Origin of the sequence: Bacillus sp. SJZ110 (assembly GCF_006715455.1) — a bacterium.
GTDB classification, from domain to species: domain Bacteria; phylum Bacillota; class Bacilli; order Bacillales; family Bacillaceae; genus Bacillus; species Bacillus subtilis.
The window spans coordinates 186153-203606 of the sequence record NZ_VFNF01000002.1 but is presented as its reverse complement, the minus strand read 5'-3'; the positions used below and the strand labels follow the sequence as shown (position 1 = coordinate 203606).

The 17454-nt window shown below is 47.3% G+C and carries 15 protein-coding genes; 8 read left to right on the top strand and 7 right to left on the bottom strand.

From position 1 onward, the window contains the following. Positions 1 to 118: 118 nt before the first annotated feature. Both FB592_RS06550 and FB592_RS06545 read right to left on the bottom strand, forming a co-directional pair. Positions 119 to 475, bottom strand: a complete 357-nt coding sequence (locus tag FB592_RS06550; RefSeq protein WP_003244937.1) for a YisL family protein — start codon at positions 473 to 475, stop codon at positions 119 to 121. A gap of 115 nt (positions 476 to 590) precedes the next feature. Then, complete coding sequence (locus FB592_RS06545) at positions 591 to 1496, bottom strand: fumarylacetoacetate hydrolase family protein (RefSeq protein WP_003245441.1); 906 nt, start codon at positions 1494 to 1496, stop codon at positions 591 to 593. Positions 1497 to 1650: 154 nt separating this feature from the next. Here FB592_RS06545 and FB592_RS06540 point away from each other — a divergent pair, with 154 nt between their 5' ends. From FB592_RS06540 to FB592_RS06505, 8 genes are all read left to right on the top strand, one after another. After that, positions 1651 to 2574 (top strand): CotH kinase family protein, encoded by a 924-nt coding sequence (locus FB592_RS06540; protein ID WP_134991603.1) that lies wholly within the window; start codon positions 1651 to 1653, stop codon positions 2572 to 2574. A gap of 145 nt (positions 2575 to 2719) precedes the next feature. Then, complete coding sequence (gene yisI / locus FB592_RS06535) at positions 2720 to 2890, top strand: aspartyl-phosphate phosphatase YisI (RefSeq protein ID WP_003233086.1); 171 nt, start codon at positions 2720 to 2722, stop codon at positions 2888 to 2890. A gap of 421 nt (positions 2891 to 3311) precedes the next feature. Then, the gene (locus FB592_RS06530; protein WP_003233088.1) at positions 3312 to 3533 is read left to right on the top strand and encodes a spore germination protein; all 222 of its coding nucleotides are present in this window, start codon (positions 3312 to 3314) and stop codon (positions 3531 to 3533) included. Between the two features lie 14 nt (positions 3534 to 3547). After that, positions 3548 to 3781: a spore germination protein GerPB gene (gerPB, locus tag FB592_RS06525; protein WP_003233090.1), complete on the top strand. Its 234-nt coding sequence runs from the start codon at positions 3548 to 3550 to the stop codon at positions 3779 to 3781. A gap of 23 nt (positions 3782 to 3804) precedes the next feature. Continuing rightward, positions 3805 to 4422, top strand: coding sequence for a spore germination protein GerPC (gene gerPC, locus FB592_RS06520; RefSeq protein WP_014476381.1), 618 nt, complete (start codon positions 3805 to 3807; stop codon positions 4420 to 4422). Further along, positions 4419 to 4595 (top strand): spore germination protein GerPD, encoded by a 177-nt coding sequence (gene gerPD / locus FB592_RS06515; protein WP_021479597.1) that lies wholly within the window; start codon positions 4419 to 4421, stop codon positions 4593 to 4595. The genes gerPC and gerPD overlap by 4 nt, the downstream gene beginning before the upstream one ends. After that, positions 4595 to 4996 carry a spore germination protein GerPE gene (locus FB592_RS06510; RefSeq protein ID WP_141949389.1) on the top strand — a complete coding sequence of 134 codons (402 nt, stop codon included), beginning with the start codon at positions 4595 to 4597 and terminating at the stop codon, positions 4994 to 4996. The genes gerPD and FB592_RS06510 overlap by 1 nt, the downstream gene beginning before the upstream one ends. A 31-nt stretch (positions 4997 to 5027) precedes the next feature. Next, complete coding sequence (locus FB592_RS06505) at positions 5028 to 5246, top strand: spore germination protein (protein WP_003233096.1); 219 nt, start codon at positions 5028 to 5030, stop codon at positions 5244 to 5246. Positions 5247 to 5282: 36 nt separating this feature from the next. Here FB592_RS06505 and hlpB read toward each other — a convergent pair whose 3' ends face one another. The 5 genes from hlpB to addB form a co-directional block, all read right to left on the bottom strand. Continuing rightward, positions 5283 to 5585 carry an HNH nuclease-like protein HlpB gene (gene hlpB, locus FB592_RS06500; protein WP_070548784.1) on the bottom strand — a complete coding sequence of 101 codons (303 nt, stop codon included), beginning with the start codon at positions 5583 to 5585 and terminating at the stop codon, positions 5283 to 5285. A gap of 13 nt (positions 5586 to 5598) precedes the next feature. Continuing rightward, positions 5599 to 8991, bottom strand: coding sequence for an exonuclease subunit SbcC (gene sbcC, locus FB592_RS06495; RefSeq protein WP_141949388.1), 3393 nt, complete (start codon positions 8989 to 8991; stop codon positions 5599 to 5601). Next, positions 8988 to 10163 carry an exonuclease subunit SbcD gene (sbcD, locus tag FB592_RS06490; RefSeq protein ID WP_095252612.1) on the bottom strand — a complete coding sequence of 392 codons (1176 nt, stop codon included), beginning with the start codon at positions 10161 to 10163 and terminating at the stop codon, positions 8988 to 8990. The genes sbcC and sbcD overlap by 4 nt, the downstream gene beginning before the upstream one ends. A 71-nt stretch (positions 10164 to 10234) precedes the next feature. Then, on the bottom strand, positions 10235 to 13933 hold the full coding sequence (addA, locus tag FB592_RS06485) for a helicase-exonuclease AddAB subunit AddA (protein ID WP_141949387.1): 3699 nt from the start codon (positions 13931 to 13933) through the stop codon (positions 10235 to 10237). Further along, entirely contained in the window at positions 13920 to 17420 is a 3501-nt protein-coding gene (addB, locus tag FB592_RS06480; protein ID WP_141949386.1) for a helicase-exonuclease AddAB subunit AddB, read from the bottom strand. Before addB ends, addA begins: the two co-directional genes overlap by 14 nt. Between the last annotated feature and the right edge of the window lie 34 nt (positions 17421 to 17454).

Here is a 17454-nt window from a genome sequence, read left to right as displayed (position 1 = left end):
ATAGGACGAGATACCGCTTACAGGGAATTTTAAGGTTATTTTAAATGATTTGGAATATGAGGGGATAAATATAAAAAAACCCAGCTCTATCAAAGAGCCGGGTTCATAGGTTTTTCTATTAAAACAATTGAAAACCAATTGGCAAATGCAGACCGAGCAGCACTGTCAGCAAAAGGACAATGACGAAGCCGACCCACAGGCCTCCTGTTGATTTTTCTTTTTTCTTGCGGATGAGGAGCATTTCCATCAGGCCGATGGTGATAATGCCCAGAATCATTTTGCCGGCGTATTCTCCGTTCCAGTTGGCGAAACGGACAAACAGCTCAGCTCCTGTCAAAATAATAAGGATATAGAATAACCGCAGAATCATATGAGTGATTTTTGCGCCCTTTGCACTTCCTGACGAATACAGCGAGTAGCTGACGAAAAGCAGAATCAGCGCTACCACCCATGTCGTAATATGTAGGTGTGTCATATATGTTCCCCCTATCAGATAAATTACCCCACTTATAGTACCATGAACTTGTCCTCTGTCACAAAGATGATTATCAGAAAAAACGGGCGGGTCCGGGTCCGCCCTCCAGTTTTATTCAGCCAATTTGGTTTGACAGCGTTCCGATCGGATCAATTGTAATATCAATTTTGTCACCTGACCGCAAGAATTTTGGAGGCGTAAACCCCTTGCCGACACCAGACGGCGTACCGGTGGCAATAATGTCGCCCGCTTCAAGCGTCATCCCCTTTGAGAGGGTTTCAATTAATTCCGGAATGGAAAAGATCATATCGCTTGCCGAACCGGATTGGCGCAGCTCGCCGTTGACTCTTGTTTCAACCTTGAGGCGCTCTGGCTCCTGAATCGATGATTTATGTACAAGCACGGGCCCCATCGGACATGTCGTATCCAAGCTTTTTCCGATAAAAAACTGCTTATGCCTTTTTTGCAGATCACGCGCCGTGATATCATTCACAATCGTATATCCGAAAACATGGTCATATGCATCTTCTTTTGAAATGCGAGTCCCGCTTTTTCCGATCACGACAGCAAGTTCTCCCTCATAATCAAGCTGAGAGGTAACCTCTTCATGGCTCTTTACGATATCACCATGCCCCGTAACCGTTACCGGCGATTTTGTAAATACCATCGGATGCTCCGGAATATCAGCCTCGCTCCCCATTTCAATCGCGTGATCCCGGTAGTTTTTGCCGATGCAGATGATATTTTTTGATGGCTTCGGAATGGGTGCATGGAGCTTCACCTCAGATAATGAATACATAAATGATCCCAGCTCATCATTCGGTTTCTTTGCCCACTCGGCCAGCTGCCTTGCATGCGCAACGAATTTATCCCCTTCTGCGATACATTCAATCAGCGATCCCGGAATCGTCTCAAGTTCAAACAGTTTTTTTTCAGCCTTCTGCAAATCCATAATTTTCTCATCGTCAATGATCAGGCCGACAAACATTCGGTTGTAAAGTTCCCCTGTCGCAAATTTCATGTTATTCCTCCATCATCTTTTAAATCAGAATGCTCCTTCATGTATTCTCTGTCGAATGCTGAAATCCCTTTTTCTCAATTCCGTTTTCATTTCGTTTCAGGACGGGCTTGCTCTACATATCATACAAATGTCGTTTTGAGAAGGAGGAAAGAATATGGAGCGCGTGCATTTATTTTTTCATCGGGAGCAGCTGAAAAGGAAAGGTACAGCCAAGGGGCTTTTCGTAACAGATCGATCTGTTTCTCCCATTCTTCTCACACAGCGTGACAGAGCGGAAAAGGCATCCTATGAAATCAGCTGGGAAAAGTCTCTGCTTGGTGAAAGGACACTTTTTTTGAATGCAGAACAGGATGATCCGTCCCTGATGCGGCGCAGACTCGCCTATTGTTTTTTTGACCAGATCGGCGTACCTGCTCCCGTTGCCTCGTACAGCTTTCTGACCATCAATGGCCAGCCTGAAGGCATTTATTTGAACATCAAGAACCATCAGCCAGCCGGTAAAAGGAGTTACGGAGTGAAGACGGCCGATCCAAGGGTTCCATTGTCCCTTTTTAACAATGATTCCTCGGCATTCTTACATGAATTTTTCATACTGATCCGCACAGCCGGAGATGACGAATTGGCTGAAAGGATTAAATTGTATCTGGATGTCAAGCTGTTTTTTTTGTGGCTGATCGGCAACGCCTGCACCAATCAAGGCTTTTACTACACATTTTGTTTAAACGAATCCGGTCGGCTTTACGTTTCCCCGATGGAGACAAGATCGCTTGCCGTACAAGAATGGTATGAAGAAGACCCGCTTCTGACAAAAGGAAAGACGCTTTCGTCAAGGCTTCTATCCATTCCCGCCTTCAGGTCGCAATATCACACCTTAATGAAAAACGTGCTGAAGCGGTCGTTTACTATTGAACGATTATCTCCTCTCATCAACGAATGGCACCTTGACATTTGTCAAAGTGCTGCTGATGATCCTTTTATCAAAAAAAGCCCCTTTCAGATCGAAAAGGAGCAGACCAACATACTTAGAGAAATTGAGGAACGGCAGGACTTTTTGCAAGCACACTTAGCAAGACTTTAGTCCTTTCTCCATTAAAAAAGGCCGCAGCAAAAATTGTCGCTTTTTTAGTCAAATTGACGAAAGGCAACCTTTTGAGCCAAAATAGGTTATACTAACGATATCCTGTATTTATATCAAAATAAAATCTAGAATTGGAGATAGCGTAATGAACAGTAAAATTGAAGAAATGAGGATCACACTAATTGAAACCGCACAAAAATACGGCATGAATTCAAAAGAAACGATTCAATGCAGCCAAGAGCTGGATATCCTGCTGAATACCCGGATTAAAGAAGAAATGATTTTTGGGAGATATCTTGAAAACTCCCGTATGTAAATCATTTTCTATAACAATTAGAATACACCACATGTAACTCCGATTTTTGCTCAGCACTTCTGAGATATACCTCAGGGCGAGAATGTGCCCGCCCAAAAATCGAATACCGCAGCACGACATACTCCAAAAAGCATTCTACACGCAAAAACACCAAAGAAATAAACAAAAATCACCATAGGCGGATAGCGGCATCCTTCGCCGCATTTCCGCTCAATTTATACCCAACATCCTCTTTTACCATGTTTAAACATAACGGCCCAAAAAATAAAACGCTTTCATCAAAAGCCGATATATCCCCTTTAAATTTCTCTCACACATATGTGCGTTTGTCATAAGCTATCGTGAATAGCCCAATTGAAATCAGAATTGTCATTTCACTTTACCTGTCTTTTTTCAATTTTTCAACAAAGGATGTGCTCGTATGCCGGCCATTGTCGGAGCGTTTAAAATTAATGCGATTGGTACGAGCGGAGTCGTTCACATCGGGGACTGCATTACGATTTCTCCTCAGGCTCAGGTCAGAACGTTTGCCGGTGCTGGCAGCTTTAATACCGGCGACAGCCTCAAGGTGATGAATTATCAAAACGCGACGAATGTGTATGACAATGATGCGGTTGATCAGCCGATCGTGGCCAATGCGTAAAAGGAGTGAGGCTCATGAACTTCTATATTAATCAAACCATTCAAATCAACTATCTCCGGCTGGAATCAATCAGCAACTCCTCCATTCTGCAAATCGGGAGCGCCGGATCAATCAAGTCTCTGTCAAATTTGTATAATACAGGGAGTTATGTAGAACCGGCACCAGAAGTTTCTGGCTCAGGGCAACCGCTCCAACTGCAGGAGCCCGACACAGGTTCATTGGTCCCGCTCCAGCCTCCTGGCCGTTAATCATATGAAAGAGGTGAAAGAACATGTATGATCAATCTGTTTCCTCTTACCTGCAAAACTTGAATTCCTTCGTTCAGCAGCAGGCGATTCACATTCAGCAGCTCGAACGTCAGCTGAAAGAGATTCAAACTGAAATGAATACGATGAAACAGCGGCCGGCCACTACCATTGAGCGTGTGGAGTATAAATTTGATCAGCTGAAAATTGAAAGGCTCGACGGGACTTTGAATATCGGCTTAAATCCGACTGACCCGAACAGCGTCCAAAACTTTGAAGTCAGCCAGTCGACACCGCAAATCGGGATGATGCAGCAGGAAGAGAGCGCTCAGCTCATGCAGCAGATCCGCCAGAATGTCGACATGTACTTAACCGAAGAAATCCCAGATATTTTGGAACAGCTTGAAAACCAATATGACAGCAGACTTGACGATACAAACAGACATCATGTTATTGAAGACATCAGAAAACAAATGGACAGCCGGATTCACTATTATATGTCCCATATCAAAAAAGAAGAAAATACACCGCCTGCACAATATGCAGAACATATCGCTGAGCATGTGAAGCGTGATGTCATCCGCGCTGTAGAACACTTTCTGGAGCATATTCCATCAGAAATGAAAGGAGATGAGCAAGCATGATCTTTACAGTCATCAACCGCAGCTTGGAAGTCGGGGACATCCGGATGAACGGTGTGTCCAGTTCCTCCGTTTTCCACATCGGAGACACTGAATCCATCTACCTGTCTTCTATTTTTGATACACCGCCTGAATCTCTTATTATCGGGCCGTTTGCTCCGATTACGCCAGAATAATGCTTAAACGCATATCACGCATCAGACTAGTTAAGTGTAATTCCCTCGGGATCGCAAGTGTGTTTCAAGTTGGCGACACAAATGAAATCGATATGAGTGTAAAAGTATTTGCTGTTCAGCGTTCTCTGTCCACGTTTTACAATAATGAAGGCTCATTTAACAAAAAGGAGTACCAAATCTTTCAGCAGCAGGCAGTGAAGCCGATTCGCGAAACAGGTGTACAAAGCGCATTTTGCCACGAGGTGCCGGCTATTTATGTTCGCAGCATCAAAATTCAAGGGGTGTCCGCCTCTTCTGTTTTACATGCTGGTTCAGCTTCGCTTATCTGCGGTGATGCGAGAATCAAACATATCAGACAGATTCAGTCTCCGCGCTCACAATCGCCCGCCAAGAACATATAATAAACAGAGACTTCGATAAAGGGTGTCGTTTATGCCAGCAATTGTCGGGCCTATAGCTATCAATTCCATATCGGGCGGAGTCGTAAACTTTGGTGATTCCTTTTACCTTTCTCCGAAAAGCTCTTCAAAATCTGCGCTCGGTTCGGGAGCAGGAAACACGGGAGATTTCCTTCTATTAAATAATGCAGTCAACGCGACAAATTATATAGACCCCGATGTCAACGATCAGGATATGGTTGGAAACGGATAAAAGCAGCCGCTCTGCAAAGAGAGGGCTGCTTTTTAGTCATTTTTTCTTTTTTCGTTCATTTGATTTCTTAGTTTTGATCAGCTTCTCAGGCGGCTGTTTTCTGATCCATTTGACAAACCGGGCAAGCTCTGGATCGCTTCTGAGTTCAGCCATTTTGTTTAAACGTACAGCGAGCTCTTGATTGGTATATAAGGCATGAATCTGTTTATGACAAGGAATACAGAGCATCGCTGTCGGCAAAAACGTTCCGCCTTCCTCTTTCGGTGTGAGATGATGCTCTGTCAGCTGGACATTGCTCCGGCCGCACAGCTCACATATTCCGGCAGTCTGCTTTGCCATATCCGCTCCTCCCTTACATCAACTCAAGTGATACCCGCGTACCGCGGCCGCTCGGTTCAGCCGGATGGACAATCAGCTTTTTCGGAAGCCGTGCACGCAGTTCCTGCACATGGCTGATGACACCGACAGCCAGATTGTCTGACTGAAGTTTTTCCAAGGCCGTTACAACCGTATCAAGCAGATCTTGATCCAGTGTGCCGAAGCCTTCGTCTAAGAAAAAGAACTGAAGCGGGTATTCCCCGCGAAGCTGGATCTGCGCAGACAGCGCAAGAGCAAGTGAAAGCGAGGTGAGGAAGGTCTCTCCTCCAGACAAACTGGAAACCGGGCGTCTTACGCCTCCATTCGCGTCATCCCGCATCACGAAGCCGCCTTCTGAATCTACTTCGATGGCATAGCGCTGTCTTGTCAGCATACTGAGTCTTGCTGAGGCGTCCCTCGCAACGCTTTCAAGCTGCTCCTCAGCTAAAAATTCGACGAAGGTATTGCCTTTAAACACAGCTTGCAGCTTATCCAGCCTGTCGATATGCGTCTGCCATTTTTTCAGTTCAGCTTCAATTTCATTAAACCGTTTATGATGGTCGCGAATGACAGCCAGTGCTTTTGCGGCCGCGCCTTTTTCCTCTATAGCAGCGCCAAATGCGTCCTCAGCTTCTTGTAATGCTGCAACGGTTTCGTTCCATTCGCTCTCTGATAATGCTCTGCCGGCAAGTATCTCTGCTACTCGTTTTAAGTTTGCAGCATTTTGCTTCAGTTTATCCATAAACTGGTCTATGCCGGTTTTCATCTTTTCAAGTTCATCGGCTGGGATGAGACTTTGTTCAACCTCCTCAGTCCGGGTAATGGAGGTGTTTTTTGTATGCTCAAGCCAAGCAGCTTTTGCTTTTTCCAATCTGCCCTTCGCCTCTTGAAGAGTGAGCTCGCTTGCCGAAGCGCGGCTTTTCGCCTGGTTGAGCTTCATTTGGGCGCTTTGCAGTTCTTCATATAAAGATTGTTCTTTTTCCTTTAACAGCTTTAGATCCTGCTGGACAGAGCGGAGTTTGATTTGAATCGAATCTCCTTTTGCATAATCTCCGAGTTCGTGCTCATAATCAGCTATCACGCTCTTGATGCGTTCAGCCGCATAATGAAGCTCCAGCTTTTCCCGCTCAAGCCGGTGTCCCAATTCCCGCAGTTTTTCCTTTTGTGCTTCATGCTCAGCAAGAAACGCGATACTCTTCTCAATTCGTTTTTCACATTCTTCTGCAGCCCGGTCCTTTTCTTCAATGGCTTGCTGCCATTTTTCTGCTTCGTCCACAGATTGATTCTGAAATGCTTCTTTAAACATGTTCAGACTGCTGTCCATTGAGGATTGAAGCTCGCTGATGATGCTTTCAATACGGTCAGCTTCTCTTTTTTCAAAACCGATTTTTTCATTAAGCTGCTCGGCCTTTTTTAAAGACTCCTGATAGGCGCCGATCATTTGTGCCATTCGTGTCTTAACAGAAAGAATGTCCTGCTTGATTCGTTTCCATTCGAATTTGGCAGTTTCAAATGCTTCATACACCGGCTGATGTTCGAAGGAAGCTGCCGCTTCAAGGTTCTGCGCTTGAATTGTCTGCAAAAACGGACACTGTTCAATAAAGCGCGCGGACTGTTCTTCAAGCGTAATTTTGGCTGAAAGAATCTCCTGGCTGAGAACTGCAGCTTCCGTCAATAACACATCTGTCCGTTTGATGTCCTCTTCAAGATGGCTGTCGGCTTCATATGTTTCATGTACTGAGGCAGATGGATCATGATCGGTTGAACCGCATACCGGGCAAGGCTTTCCGGCAGTCAGCTTTTGGGCTAACTCTTTTGTCAGCAGTGCCACCCTTGCTTTTTCACGCTGTAAATGAAGCGTGTGTTGACTCTTTCTAGCCTCTTCCGTCATACGTGTTAATGAGCGTTCCGTTTCGCACACCAAATGATACACAGTTTGAACTGCCTCATATGCCTGAATGATGTTGTTTTCTTCCGCTTCCGTCTTTTGAACGAGTGTATTCTTCTCTTCATTCATCTTCTGCAGCACGAGGTTCAATTCTTCACTTCGTTTTTTCTCTTTTTTGATTTGCTCCTCGGTTTGTCTGATGCGCAATACCATTTCTGCGGCCTGATGGCAGCTTTTTCGCTCATTGGATGTCACCTGCAGGGATTTGAGCTGCTGTTTCAATTCTGTCTGTCTGTTTTGTCCCCGCGTCAGGCGGTCTGTTACCGTCTCCAATTCATTCATGACAGATTGAAGAGCCTCTTCTTTCTGCTGGAGTTCAGTCTTTTTGCGCTCTTTCTCTTGCTTGGCCTCACTCAGTTTGATTTCGATTTCCTGCAAGCGTGAAAGCTGTTCCTGCTCAGTTAAAAGCTCAGGCTCTTTCTCGCTTTTATGCTGGCGCCACGCTTCATACTCTTCATGTTTTTGCTGAAAGAAAGCTGTCCGGTCTGCTAAATCCTTTTGGGCTAGCGTTTGTTCCTTTTCAGCTTGTTCCTCATGCTGGATCGCTTCTGCGTACCGGTCCGCATAGGGCTTAAGAGCTGCTGCTGTTTCTGCTTCCAGCAGGCGTTTTTGCATGCTGTCTATATGCGGCTGTTCTTCTGCGAGACGTTTTTCCTCTTCTTCATAAGCGGATTTTTCCTTTTGGACATTCCATATCTCCTGATGCTCTGTAAACCGCTCCTTCGCCTGATCACGGTTCTTCCTCATCGCTTCCAGCCGGGCTTCAGCTTGTTCGAGAGCCTTTTCAGCCTGCTCAACTGCCTCTGAGCTCGCCTCACCGAGACCGGACTGTTCAGCAAGCATTTCATTTTTTCTCGCATTGGCTTCCTGCGCCTGCCGTCTCAGCTTTTTCACAAGCCTGTCTCCATATTGCTCCAAATTAAATAAACGCTGAAGCATATGCCTGCGCTCTGCCCCTTTTAAAGACAGAAATTCAGCAAATTTCCCTTGGGGCAACACCACCGCTCTCGTAAAATCGTCGATCGTCAGCCCTAAGAGCTCCTCAACTCTTTTATTCACTTCGCTGGCTTTATCAGCCAGCACCGTATGCTCGTCCTTGATTTCGATGAAGCGGCAAAGTGCCGTTTTTACCTTCATTTCATCCGTTCTCTTAAACACACGCTCGACTTTGTATGAGATTTGGTGATTCGTCTGAAGCGCAAAGGTAAAGGAAACAGACAGCGTATCTTCCGCCTGGTTTAAGATACCGTGCGTATTATTCGCCGCCCGTTCCACCTTTCCGTATAAAGCAAGCGTCATTGCGTCGAGAATAGAGGATTTACCGCTTCCTGTCGGGCCGAAAATGCCGAAAACACCAGCACCGGAAAGGCCTTCAAAATCTATCGTCTGCTCCTCTCTAAAGCTGTGGAGCCCCTTAATGCTTAAGGCGATCGGCTTCATTTCGCATCCTCCTCTTCAACGCCTGATGCAAGCTCTAAAAACAGCTTCACCATTTCTTCATCCGGCACCGCACCGCCAGTTTGTTTTTCATAAAATTTCTTAAAGCGGTCCTCGATTGAGACATGTTTAACCTCGATCCGTTCCCGGTCTTTGTTCCGTTCTTCAAAAACCGGCCTGATATGGATAAAGCCCGGGTGCGCCTTCCGCAGCCTGTGAATCTCTTCAAGTGACAGCTGGTCCGCGACACGGATTTCCAGGTCAATCCAAGCATTCTGATCTCTGTCTTCATCCAGCCAGCTGTACACCTCACTCAATCCATTTGCCGCTTTCCACTTCACAAGTGGCTTGCCGCTTGATAATAACACCTCTTGCCAAGTGGCCTCTTCCCCAGGCTTTGCGTCCACAATCGTCACTGATTTAGCGTAGCCCGCTTCAGAAAAGCTGTAGGCGAGCGGAGATCCTGAATAACGCGCAAGCGTCCGCGCCCGCTTGATCGTTTGCGGGCGATGCAAATGGCCGAGCGCAACGTAAGCGGCATCTGCCGGCAGGCTTTCAGCAGCCACCGTGTATGCACCGCCGACTTCAATCGGCCGCTCTGAATCGGTTTGGTTTCCGCCTGCCACATAAATATGGCTGGCGGCAATCTTCACTGCATCGTTCCGGAACCGGCTTGTCATATGCTCAAACGCCTGCCTGATTTTCACATCATAGTGATCACGGAGCAGCTTTTCATCAAACGTATCGGATAGCACTTCATTTAACCGCGCTTCAGATGGGTACGCCAGTGCTCCAACCGCCAAAAGCTCTCCTGCTGAAGGCACTTCAATATGAATCGGCTCTGTTGTCGGATAACCGATTAAATGAATGCCGTTTTCATGTGTCAGCGGTGAAGCGGCGGACAAACGGTCAGGATTATCGTGGTTTCCGGCAATGACAACGATCGGGCGCTTTCCTCTGTCGCTAAGCGCAGACAGGCTTTCATAAAACAGCTGCTCGGCTAAAGCTGGCGGGTTTACGGTGTCAAATGCATCCCCCGCCATTACAATGGCATCGATCTGCTCATCCTTTACAATCGTATTCAGTTCATCCAGCACATCGGCCTGTTCACTCAGCCTGCTTCTTCCTTCAAGCGTTTTTCCAAGATGCCAGTCAGCCGTATGTAAAATCCGCAAATACTTTCACCTCTCTTTTATATAGAAAACGAGACCCGCTCCGCCTGAAATTCCGGAGCTTATGGATCTCGCTATAATGTCAGAATGTGCCCTCCGTCAAAGAAATAAAGCGCACATCCCTTTACCTTTGTTTTTGCAATTTGCTCCACTGCCTTCGTGTACAGCTGAATTTGCGTTTCATATCGTTTCTTCAAGATCGGGGCCGCTCCTTCAAATCCATGCTGGAATTTGCCCTCAATCCGGTCCGACTTATAATCCAATAGATATAATCCGTCCTCAGTTTCATAGAGACAGTCAATGATACCCTGCACTAAAAGCGGCTCATCTGCCTCCTGTGCATCAGGATAGATCTCCTTGGCCGGAAGCGCTAAGCTGAATGGTATTTCCCGGTCCTTCCACTTAGCACCGATCAGCTGTCCGCCGATTTCTGTATGGAAAAATTGCACGATTTCTTCTATATCAATAGCGTCTTTTTGTTCTTCAGAGAGAAGCTCTTTTTCATAAAGCCTGTGAACCGTCTGCTCAGCTTCTTCTATCGACGGCACATGTGACAGCGGGATATGCTGCATAACCGTATGCATGGCAGTCCCTTTCTCTGCCGCTGTCAGGCCTTTTTTCATCATAAAAGCGGGACGTCTGTACAGAATGCTTCCATCAGCCGGTTTTACAGGGGCCCTGCCGCTGTATTCATCCTCGTACTCTCTTTTTCTTTTGATCTCAGAAACCGATTGCTTTGTCCGAATTTGCGTCACCTCGTGATGCGGGTATGTCCAGCTCAGCTGCTCGCGGGCTTTTTCATCAAACGCAAACGAGCCAGGAACTGGTTCACCTCGGCGGATCGCTTCTAGGCGCTCGCTTTTTTCTTCCATTCTTTCTTCCAGATCATCATCAAGCAAATCATAGGAATGGATCATTTGAACGGCAAAACGAGCCGGGTGGCCTGAGATGTCAGCGTGTGCTGGCACACCAGCCAAATCCCCCAAGTCTCTGTGCCTGGCAAGAGCCGGGCCGATGAAATCTAGATACGTTTTCGCCTGATAGCGGTCAAATTCCGGCAGAAGCCAATCAGTTTGGGACGCGGATGCCTGCCATTTTGCAAGCTGTTTCTGATGATCCTTACATGAGCCAATCAGAAACAGCTTTTCCTTCGCTCTCGTTAATGCAACATAGAGCACACGCAATTCCTCTGACAGCAGCTCCCTGCGCATTTTTTTCTTCATCGCAATGAGCGGAAGTGTCGGATAGCTGATGCGTAATTGCGGATGAATATACTTCGTGCCAAATCCGAGCTCCTTATCCAGCAGGTACGATTTATTTAAATCCATCATGTTGAAATTCCGGCCGAGACCTGCTGCAAACACGACTGGAAATTCGAGCCCTTTGCTGCTGTGGATCGTCATTAAGCGGACAACATCCTCCTGCTCGCTGAGCGCTCTCGCCGTACCAAGATCATCGCCCCGCTCCTGCATGCGTTCGATAAACCGCAGGAAACGGAACAAGCCGCGAAATGCCGTTGATTCATATTGACGCGCCCTGTCATAAAGAACACGCAAATTGGCCTGGCGCTGTTTTCCGCCCGGCATGCCGCCGACATAATCCATATATTTGGTGTCGCGGTACACTTCCCAAATCAGCTCAGATACTGAGTGGTTTTTCGAAAACGCGCGCCATTTTTGCAGATGTCCGTAAAACGTATTTAACTTTTGATAAAGCTCATCGTTCCGGTCACCAGCAGCCAGGTAGTCTTTCATCGCCTCATAGTACGGCGCTTTTTTATTTTCAAGCCGGATCAAAGACAGCTCGTTTTCATCTGCTCCGACAATCGGTGAGCGCAGCACAGAGGCAAGCGGTATATCCTGATACGGATTATCGATTACCTTCAGCACAGAAAGCGCGACGGCGACTTCGACCGCTTCGAAATAGCCTGACGTTAAATTGGCGTAAACCGGTATGCCCTGTGCTCTCAGCTCCTCCATGATTTGCGGAGCCCACGGCATCGAACGGAGCAAAATCACGATATCTCGGTATTGAATATTGCGATGTGTTTTCTTTTTTCCGTCATACACCTTAAACGGCGATGAAATCAGCTTACGAATTTCCTTAGCGATGGCTTTTGCCTCAAACTGCACCGTTTCAAGCTCTTCTGCTTCCTCGCTTGCATCCGTATCTTCTGCGTTGTCGATCAGCAGCAGCTCTGTTTCCGTCTCGTCATTGTCCGGATACGCTGCACCAAGCTTCAGCTCAGCCTGCTCGTCATAATCGACCTCACCGATTTTGCCGCCCATCAGCTGTTTAAATAAAAAGTTTGTGCTGTCTAAAATATCAGCCCGGCTTCGGAAATTTTTATTTAAATCGATTTTCCGCCCCGTGCCTTCTCCGCTCTCTGTAAACCGTTTGTATTTAGAGAGGAAAAGAAGCGGCTCGGCAAGCCTGAATCGATAAATCGACTGTTTGACATCTCCTACCATAAACAGGTTACCAGTCTCCTCCGGCCCGCTTGTGACGAGCTGCAGAATCGATTCCTGCACGAGGTTGGTATCCTGATATTCGTCAACGAGCACCTCATAAAACTGTTCCTGATAAAACCTCGCAGCCTCGCTCGGCCCACGTTCACCTTTGTCATTCTCAGCTGTCAAAATCGCTAAACAGTAATGCTCCAAATCAGAAAAATCAATGATTGATTTTTCCTGTTTCGCAGCTTCGAATCGTTTTCCATAGCTGATGACAAGCTGTACGAGCGTTTCAATGACAGGCTTCATCTCGGCTAGGCTTTTCAAGTGCTGTTCAGGACTTCGCGTGAAGTAGTCGTTTTTGAGCTTTTCAAGCAGTTTTTTTGCACCGTTTCTCAAATCTGTCGCCTCATCAAGGAGCGCTGGATCGAACTCATCCCCTTTTACTGCTTTGGCACGCTTAAAAGAGACGGCGGGCACCCGCTTATATAGTTCACTGAAATCGTCCTGATGCTGAATCAGTTCATCAATCTGCGCAAGATCATCAAGAAAATTGTCAGCACGCGGCGCCGGGCCGCCCGGCGCTTTCGTCAGCTCAAGCGCGCGCAAGAGCTTTTCCTTCGCCCCGTTAAGCACCATTGCAATATCTTCTTTGACATATTGATAAAACGGCAGCTCCTCGATGGCGCTCTTTTCTGATACATCATACAAATGAACAAAACTTTCCAGCCACGCCTCCGGGTTGGGATGGGATCGGGAATACTCGTACACCTGTTTAACGAGAAATTGCAGATCCAGATCGTGCCGGTCTGTCGTATAGCGGTCAACAAGCTCAAAAAATGCCTTTTCACCCTTTGCATATTCGTCTTCAAACAGCTCGTCAAGCACTTCATCACCGAGCAGCTCGCCTTCCGTCTGATCAGCTATCCGAAAGCCCGGATCAAGATCGATCAAGTAGTAATATTTCTTCAGCACTTGCAGGCAAAAGGAATGAAGCGTCGAAATGCTGGCCCGGTTTAAAAGAGACAGCTGGCGTCTGATATGCAGCGAGCCGGGGCGCTGTACAAGCTCTTTTTCCAAGGCTTCTGCGATTCGGTGCTTCATCTCTGCCGCTGAGGCGTTTGTAAATGTCACAACGAGAAGACGGTCTACATCTATTGGGTTTTCCTCCGCGGTGATTTTCCGAATCATTCGTTCAACGAGCACAGCAGTTTTACCAGAGCCCGCAGCCGCTGCCACAAGAATATCCTGGCCGGTTGAAACAATGGCATTCCATTGGTCATCTGTCCATGTGCTGTCTACCGGTTTAGGAATGTTCATTGCCATCCGCCTCCTTTTTTATCCACTCAAGTATCGTCTTGTCCTTTTCAGCCTTTAATGGGCGATACTCGTTTTCTTCCAGTGATTCATCAAATTGGCATACTGATTTGAACGCACAGTATGTGCACGGCGTCTTGTTCTTCATTTTGTACGGCTCAATGGATACGCGTCCGTCGGTGATTTGTTCGCCCGCTTCCTGGAAGGTGCGGCGCACATGCTTTGTCAAAAGATCAAATTCCTTTTCACCGACTGCGGCCGAGTCTGATCTAAGAGATCCGTCTTTTTTCAAGCCGGCGTTTATGATATTTGAACGTCCCTCTTGAAGGGTTGTATCCATGAGGCGAACCACTTCCTGATCACCGAGGAGCAAGCCCTTCATTTTAAATTTCTTAAAGATCTCCTGTTCAATCTCGTCAAGCCCAAGCGGGAGATTAGATTGAATCATCGGGTCATGAATATGGAAATACAGCACTCCGGCAGGCGTCGCCCTCATCCCGAGCCAGTCAGCTGAATGTGTAATCGATAAATCAAGGTACGTCAGCATTTGCAGTGCCAATCCGTAATATACTTCCGCTAAGTCAAGGCCTTTGTCGCTTGATTTATAATCGACAATCCTGAGGAGCAGGCCTTTTGAGCTTTCAGCCTTATCAACACGGTCAATTCGCCCGACGAGTTCCATCGTACAGCCGTTTTTCAGTTGAAAGGTCAGCGGCGGAAGCGGCCCTTTTCCTCCAAAGCCCAGTTCAAGCCCGATCGGTACGAATCCGCTCGCTTTCGCATGCACGCTTAAAATGCCGGACACACGTGTCACAATTTTTTGCAGTTTTTCCTTCACATAATAATGCCGGTTTGAGCTGAGCAGAATTTCCTTTTGCAGTTTCGGTGCCAGCCGTTCTACCGCATCATAGGAAAACAGCTCGCACTGCTCCTTCGTTAAATCGCGCCAATCCAGCTTTTGCTCACGCAGCCTGTCAGAAATCAGCTTTAAGCTGGAATGAAACAGCTGGCCGATATCCGGTGCTTCAAGCTTGAAGAATTGCCGTTCCTTCAAATGCAGCCCGTGTGACGCAAAATGGGAAAACGGGCATGCGTTAAAGGTTTCCATTCTCGATACACTGCCCTGAATGCGTTCACCATAGAGCTGTCTCGACACGCTGCGTTCAAGCTGCTTCACTTCATTCCGGAAAAACAGGCTTGAGAACAGCTTTTTCGATTGCAGCCTGTCCGGCTCACTCATCAGCACATTGTACGTGCTCCACCAGACGTCGCTGATGTCGTATTCCCGGGTCCATAACCTGAGCTGGCTCGCGGTAAAGGACTGTGCCACGCTTTTATTCACGACATACATCAGCTGTTCCTCATCGCTGACCTGTTCAGGTTCATTTGTTAACAGGCGCTCCTTATGATGCGGAAACAGTTCTTCCAGCCGCTTAACGATCATCGACGGCAAAAGCGTTTTTCCTTCCGCATCAGCAATCGGATACGATACGTAAAGCCGGTCAGACGGACTTGAAAACGCCATGTAGATGAGGAAATGCTCATCAAGCAAACGCTCCCGTCCGCCTGAGGATAGCTCAACCCCAATCGTTTTCAGCCATTCCCGGTCATCATCCGACAGGACCCCGTTTTCATCAGGGCGTGCCGGCAGAACGCCGTCGTTTGCCCCGAGCACAAAGGTGCAGGAGGTGCCATACATTCTGGACAAATCCATATTGCCGACAAACACCTGGTCAAGCGCAGGCGGAATTAGAGAAAATGTAAGCGACTCCGCGCCGGCTTCTATCATTTGCTGAAACAAATCAAGAGAAATCTCATCATCTCCCATCATTTCAACAAACTCCTCAAGCAGCTGAATGACTGCGTCCCACGCCTGCTGATGCTGCTGCGCTTCAATGATTCTGCCGCCATCCTCAGCACGCTGCCTTTCCTGATCCAGCTTCAGCGGCACATCCGTCTCTTCTAAATAACGATAGAGCGCCTCCGCCTTCTCTTGAACCGTCTTCGCTTTTTTCATGCGTTTTTGAAGCTGAAAAAGCGGCGGAACAATCCAATCGCGGGTGTCATTCAACATGTTTTCCATTTCGATTTCCTGATCAGTCTGCGCAAAATCATCATCCAATGACACAAAACGCCTGTATTGGAAACGATCGCCCTTTGTCCAGCGGTCGCCTTTAATACCATAGGCGATACAGTAATTTTCGAGCTGATCGACCTGTTCTCTCACTTTGGCCTTCGGTTCATTGAGCGGGAATAGCAGTTCGGTTTTCACGCAGCGAAACACCGCTTCATAACGCCAATTCCCTTTCAGAACATCAAGGCTTGACCGGATAAATTCAATTAACGGATGGTTCAGCATAGATGCTTTTCCGTCAATGAAATAAGGAATCTCGTAATCTGCGAAAACTTCCTTCACCATATCCTTGTAGTCTTCCGGCTGGCGCGCAAGAATGGCTACATCCTTATAGCGATATCCCTTCTCTCTGACTAGGGCGTGAATTTCCCGGGCAATGCCTTCCAGCTCAGCCCGTCTGTTTGCGGCCTGCATCACAGTAAGGGCTTCTTGTTTTTCTGCGTATGGAACGGCCGGACGCGCTTCATACTGTGCCTCTAGATGCGCCAATTCCGGCGTCTTTGTATGCCGCTCAGTCCCGCTCAGCTCTTTATACGTAATGTCCAAATTCAGTTCCTTCGCCTTCTGATACAGGCGGTAATAGGTTTTCCCCGTCATTCTGAACAATTCCAGTTCATGCGGCTCCCGCTCATATGACGGCTTGTCCGCTGTGAGCGAAAACGTGATATGCTCCGCATGAACCATAAGCTGCTCCAACACCCTGAATTCCTGCGGGGTAAACTGATAAAAGCCATCCACATAGATATGGGCGCCTTTTATATCTTCCGCAAGCGGGATATGCTCTGCCAGCAATGTCAAATAATCCTCAGAGTGAAGATATTGATCTGCGAGGCTTTTTTCCATTTGCTGATACAGAATTGATAAGTCATGGAGCTTTTCAGATAAAACTCGTTCTCCGCGATACTCAGAAGCCGTTCCGCTTTCCGCCATCCGGCGGATATCCTCCGGTTCCAGACAATAGCGCTTAAACTCTGTCAGCATCCGCTCAACCTGTGCGGTAAACCCGCTTTTGTCACTCGCTTTTTGATAGACTTTGAACTCCTGTTTATGCTCCTCAATGAGCTTCCGCAGGAGCATTTGTACGCCGGTGCTCGTCAGAAACGGCCTGCTCATTCCTCCCGTATGCTGGAGGATGCGCCAGGCCAATCGTGAAAAACTGAACACTTGAGCGCGTATCATCCCGCCCATATCTGGCGTTTTAGCAAGCTCGTATTCCATTAAAAACGTCATTTGATCCGGGACTAGAAAAATGATCGGCTTCCCGAATGGAGCCCGGCGCAATTCATCCTGAATGCTGTCGATGATCAGCTTCGTTTTTCCACTCCCGGACCTGCCTACTAAAAACTCTGCTCCCAAATTAGAAGACCCCTCTCTTTTTATCTCTATATAT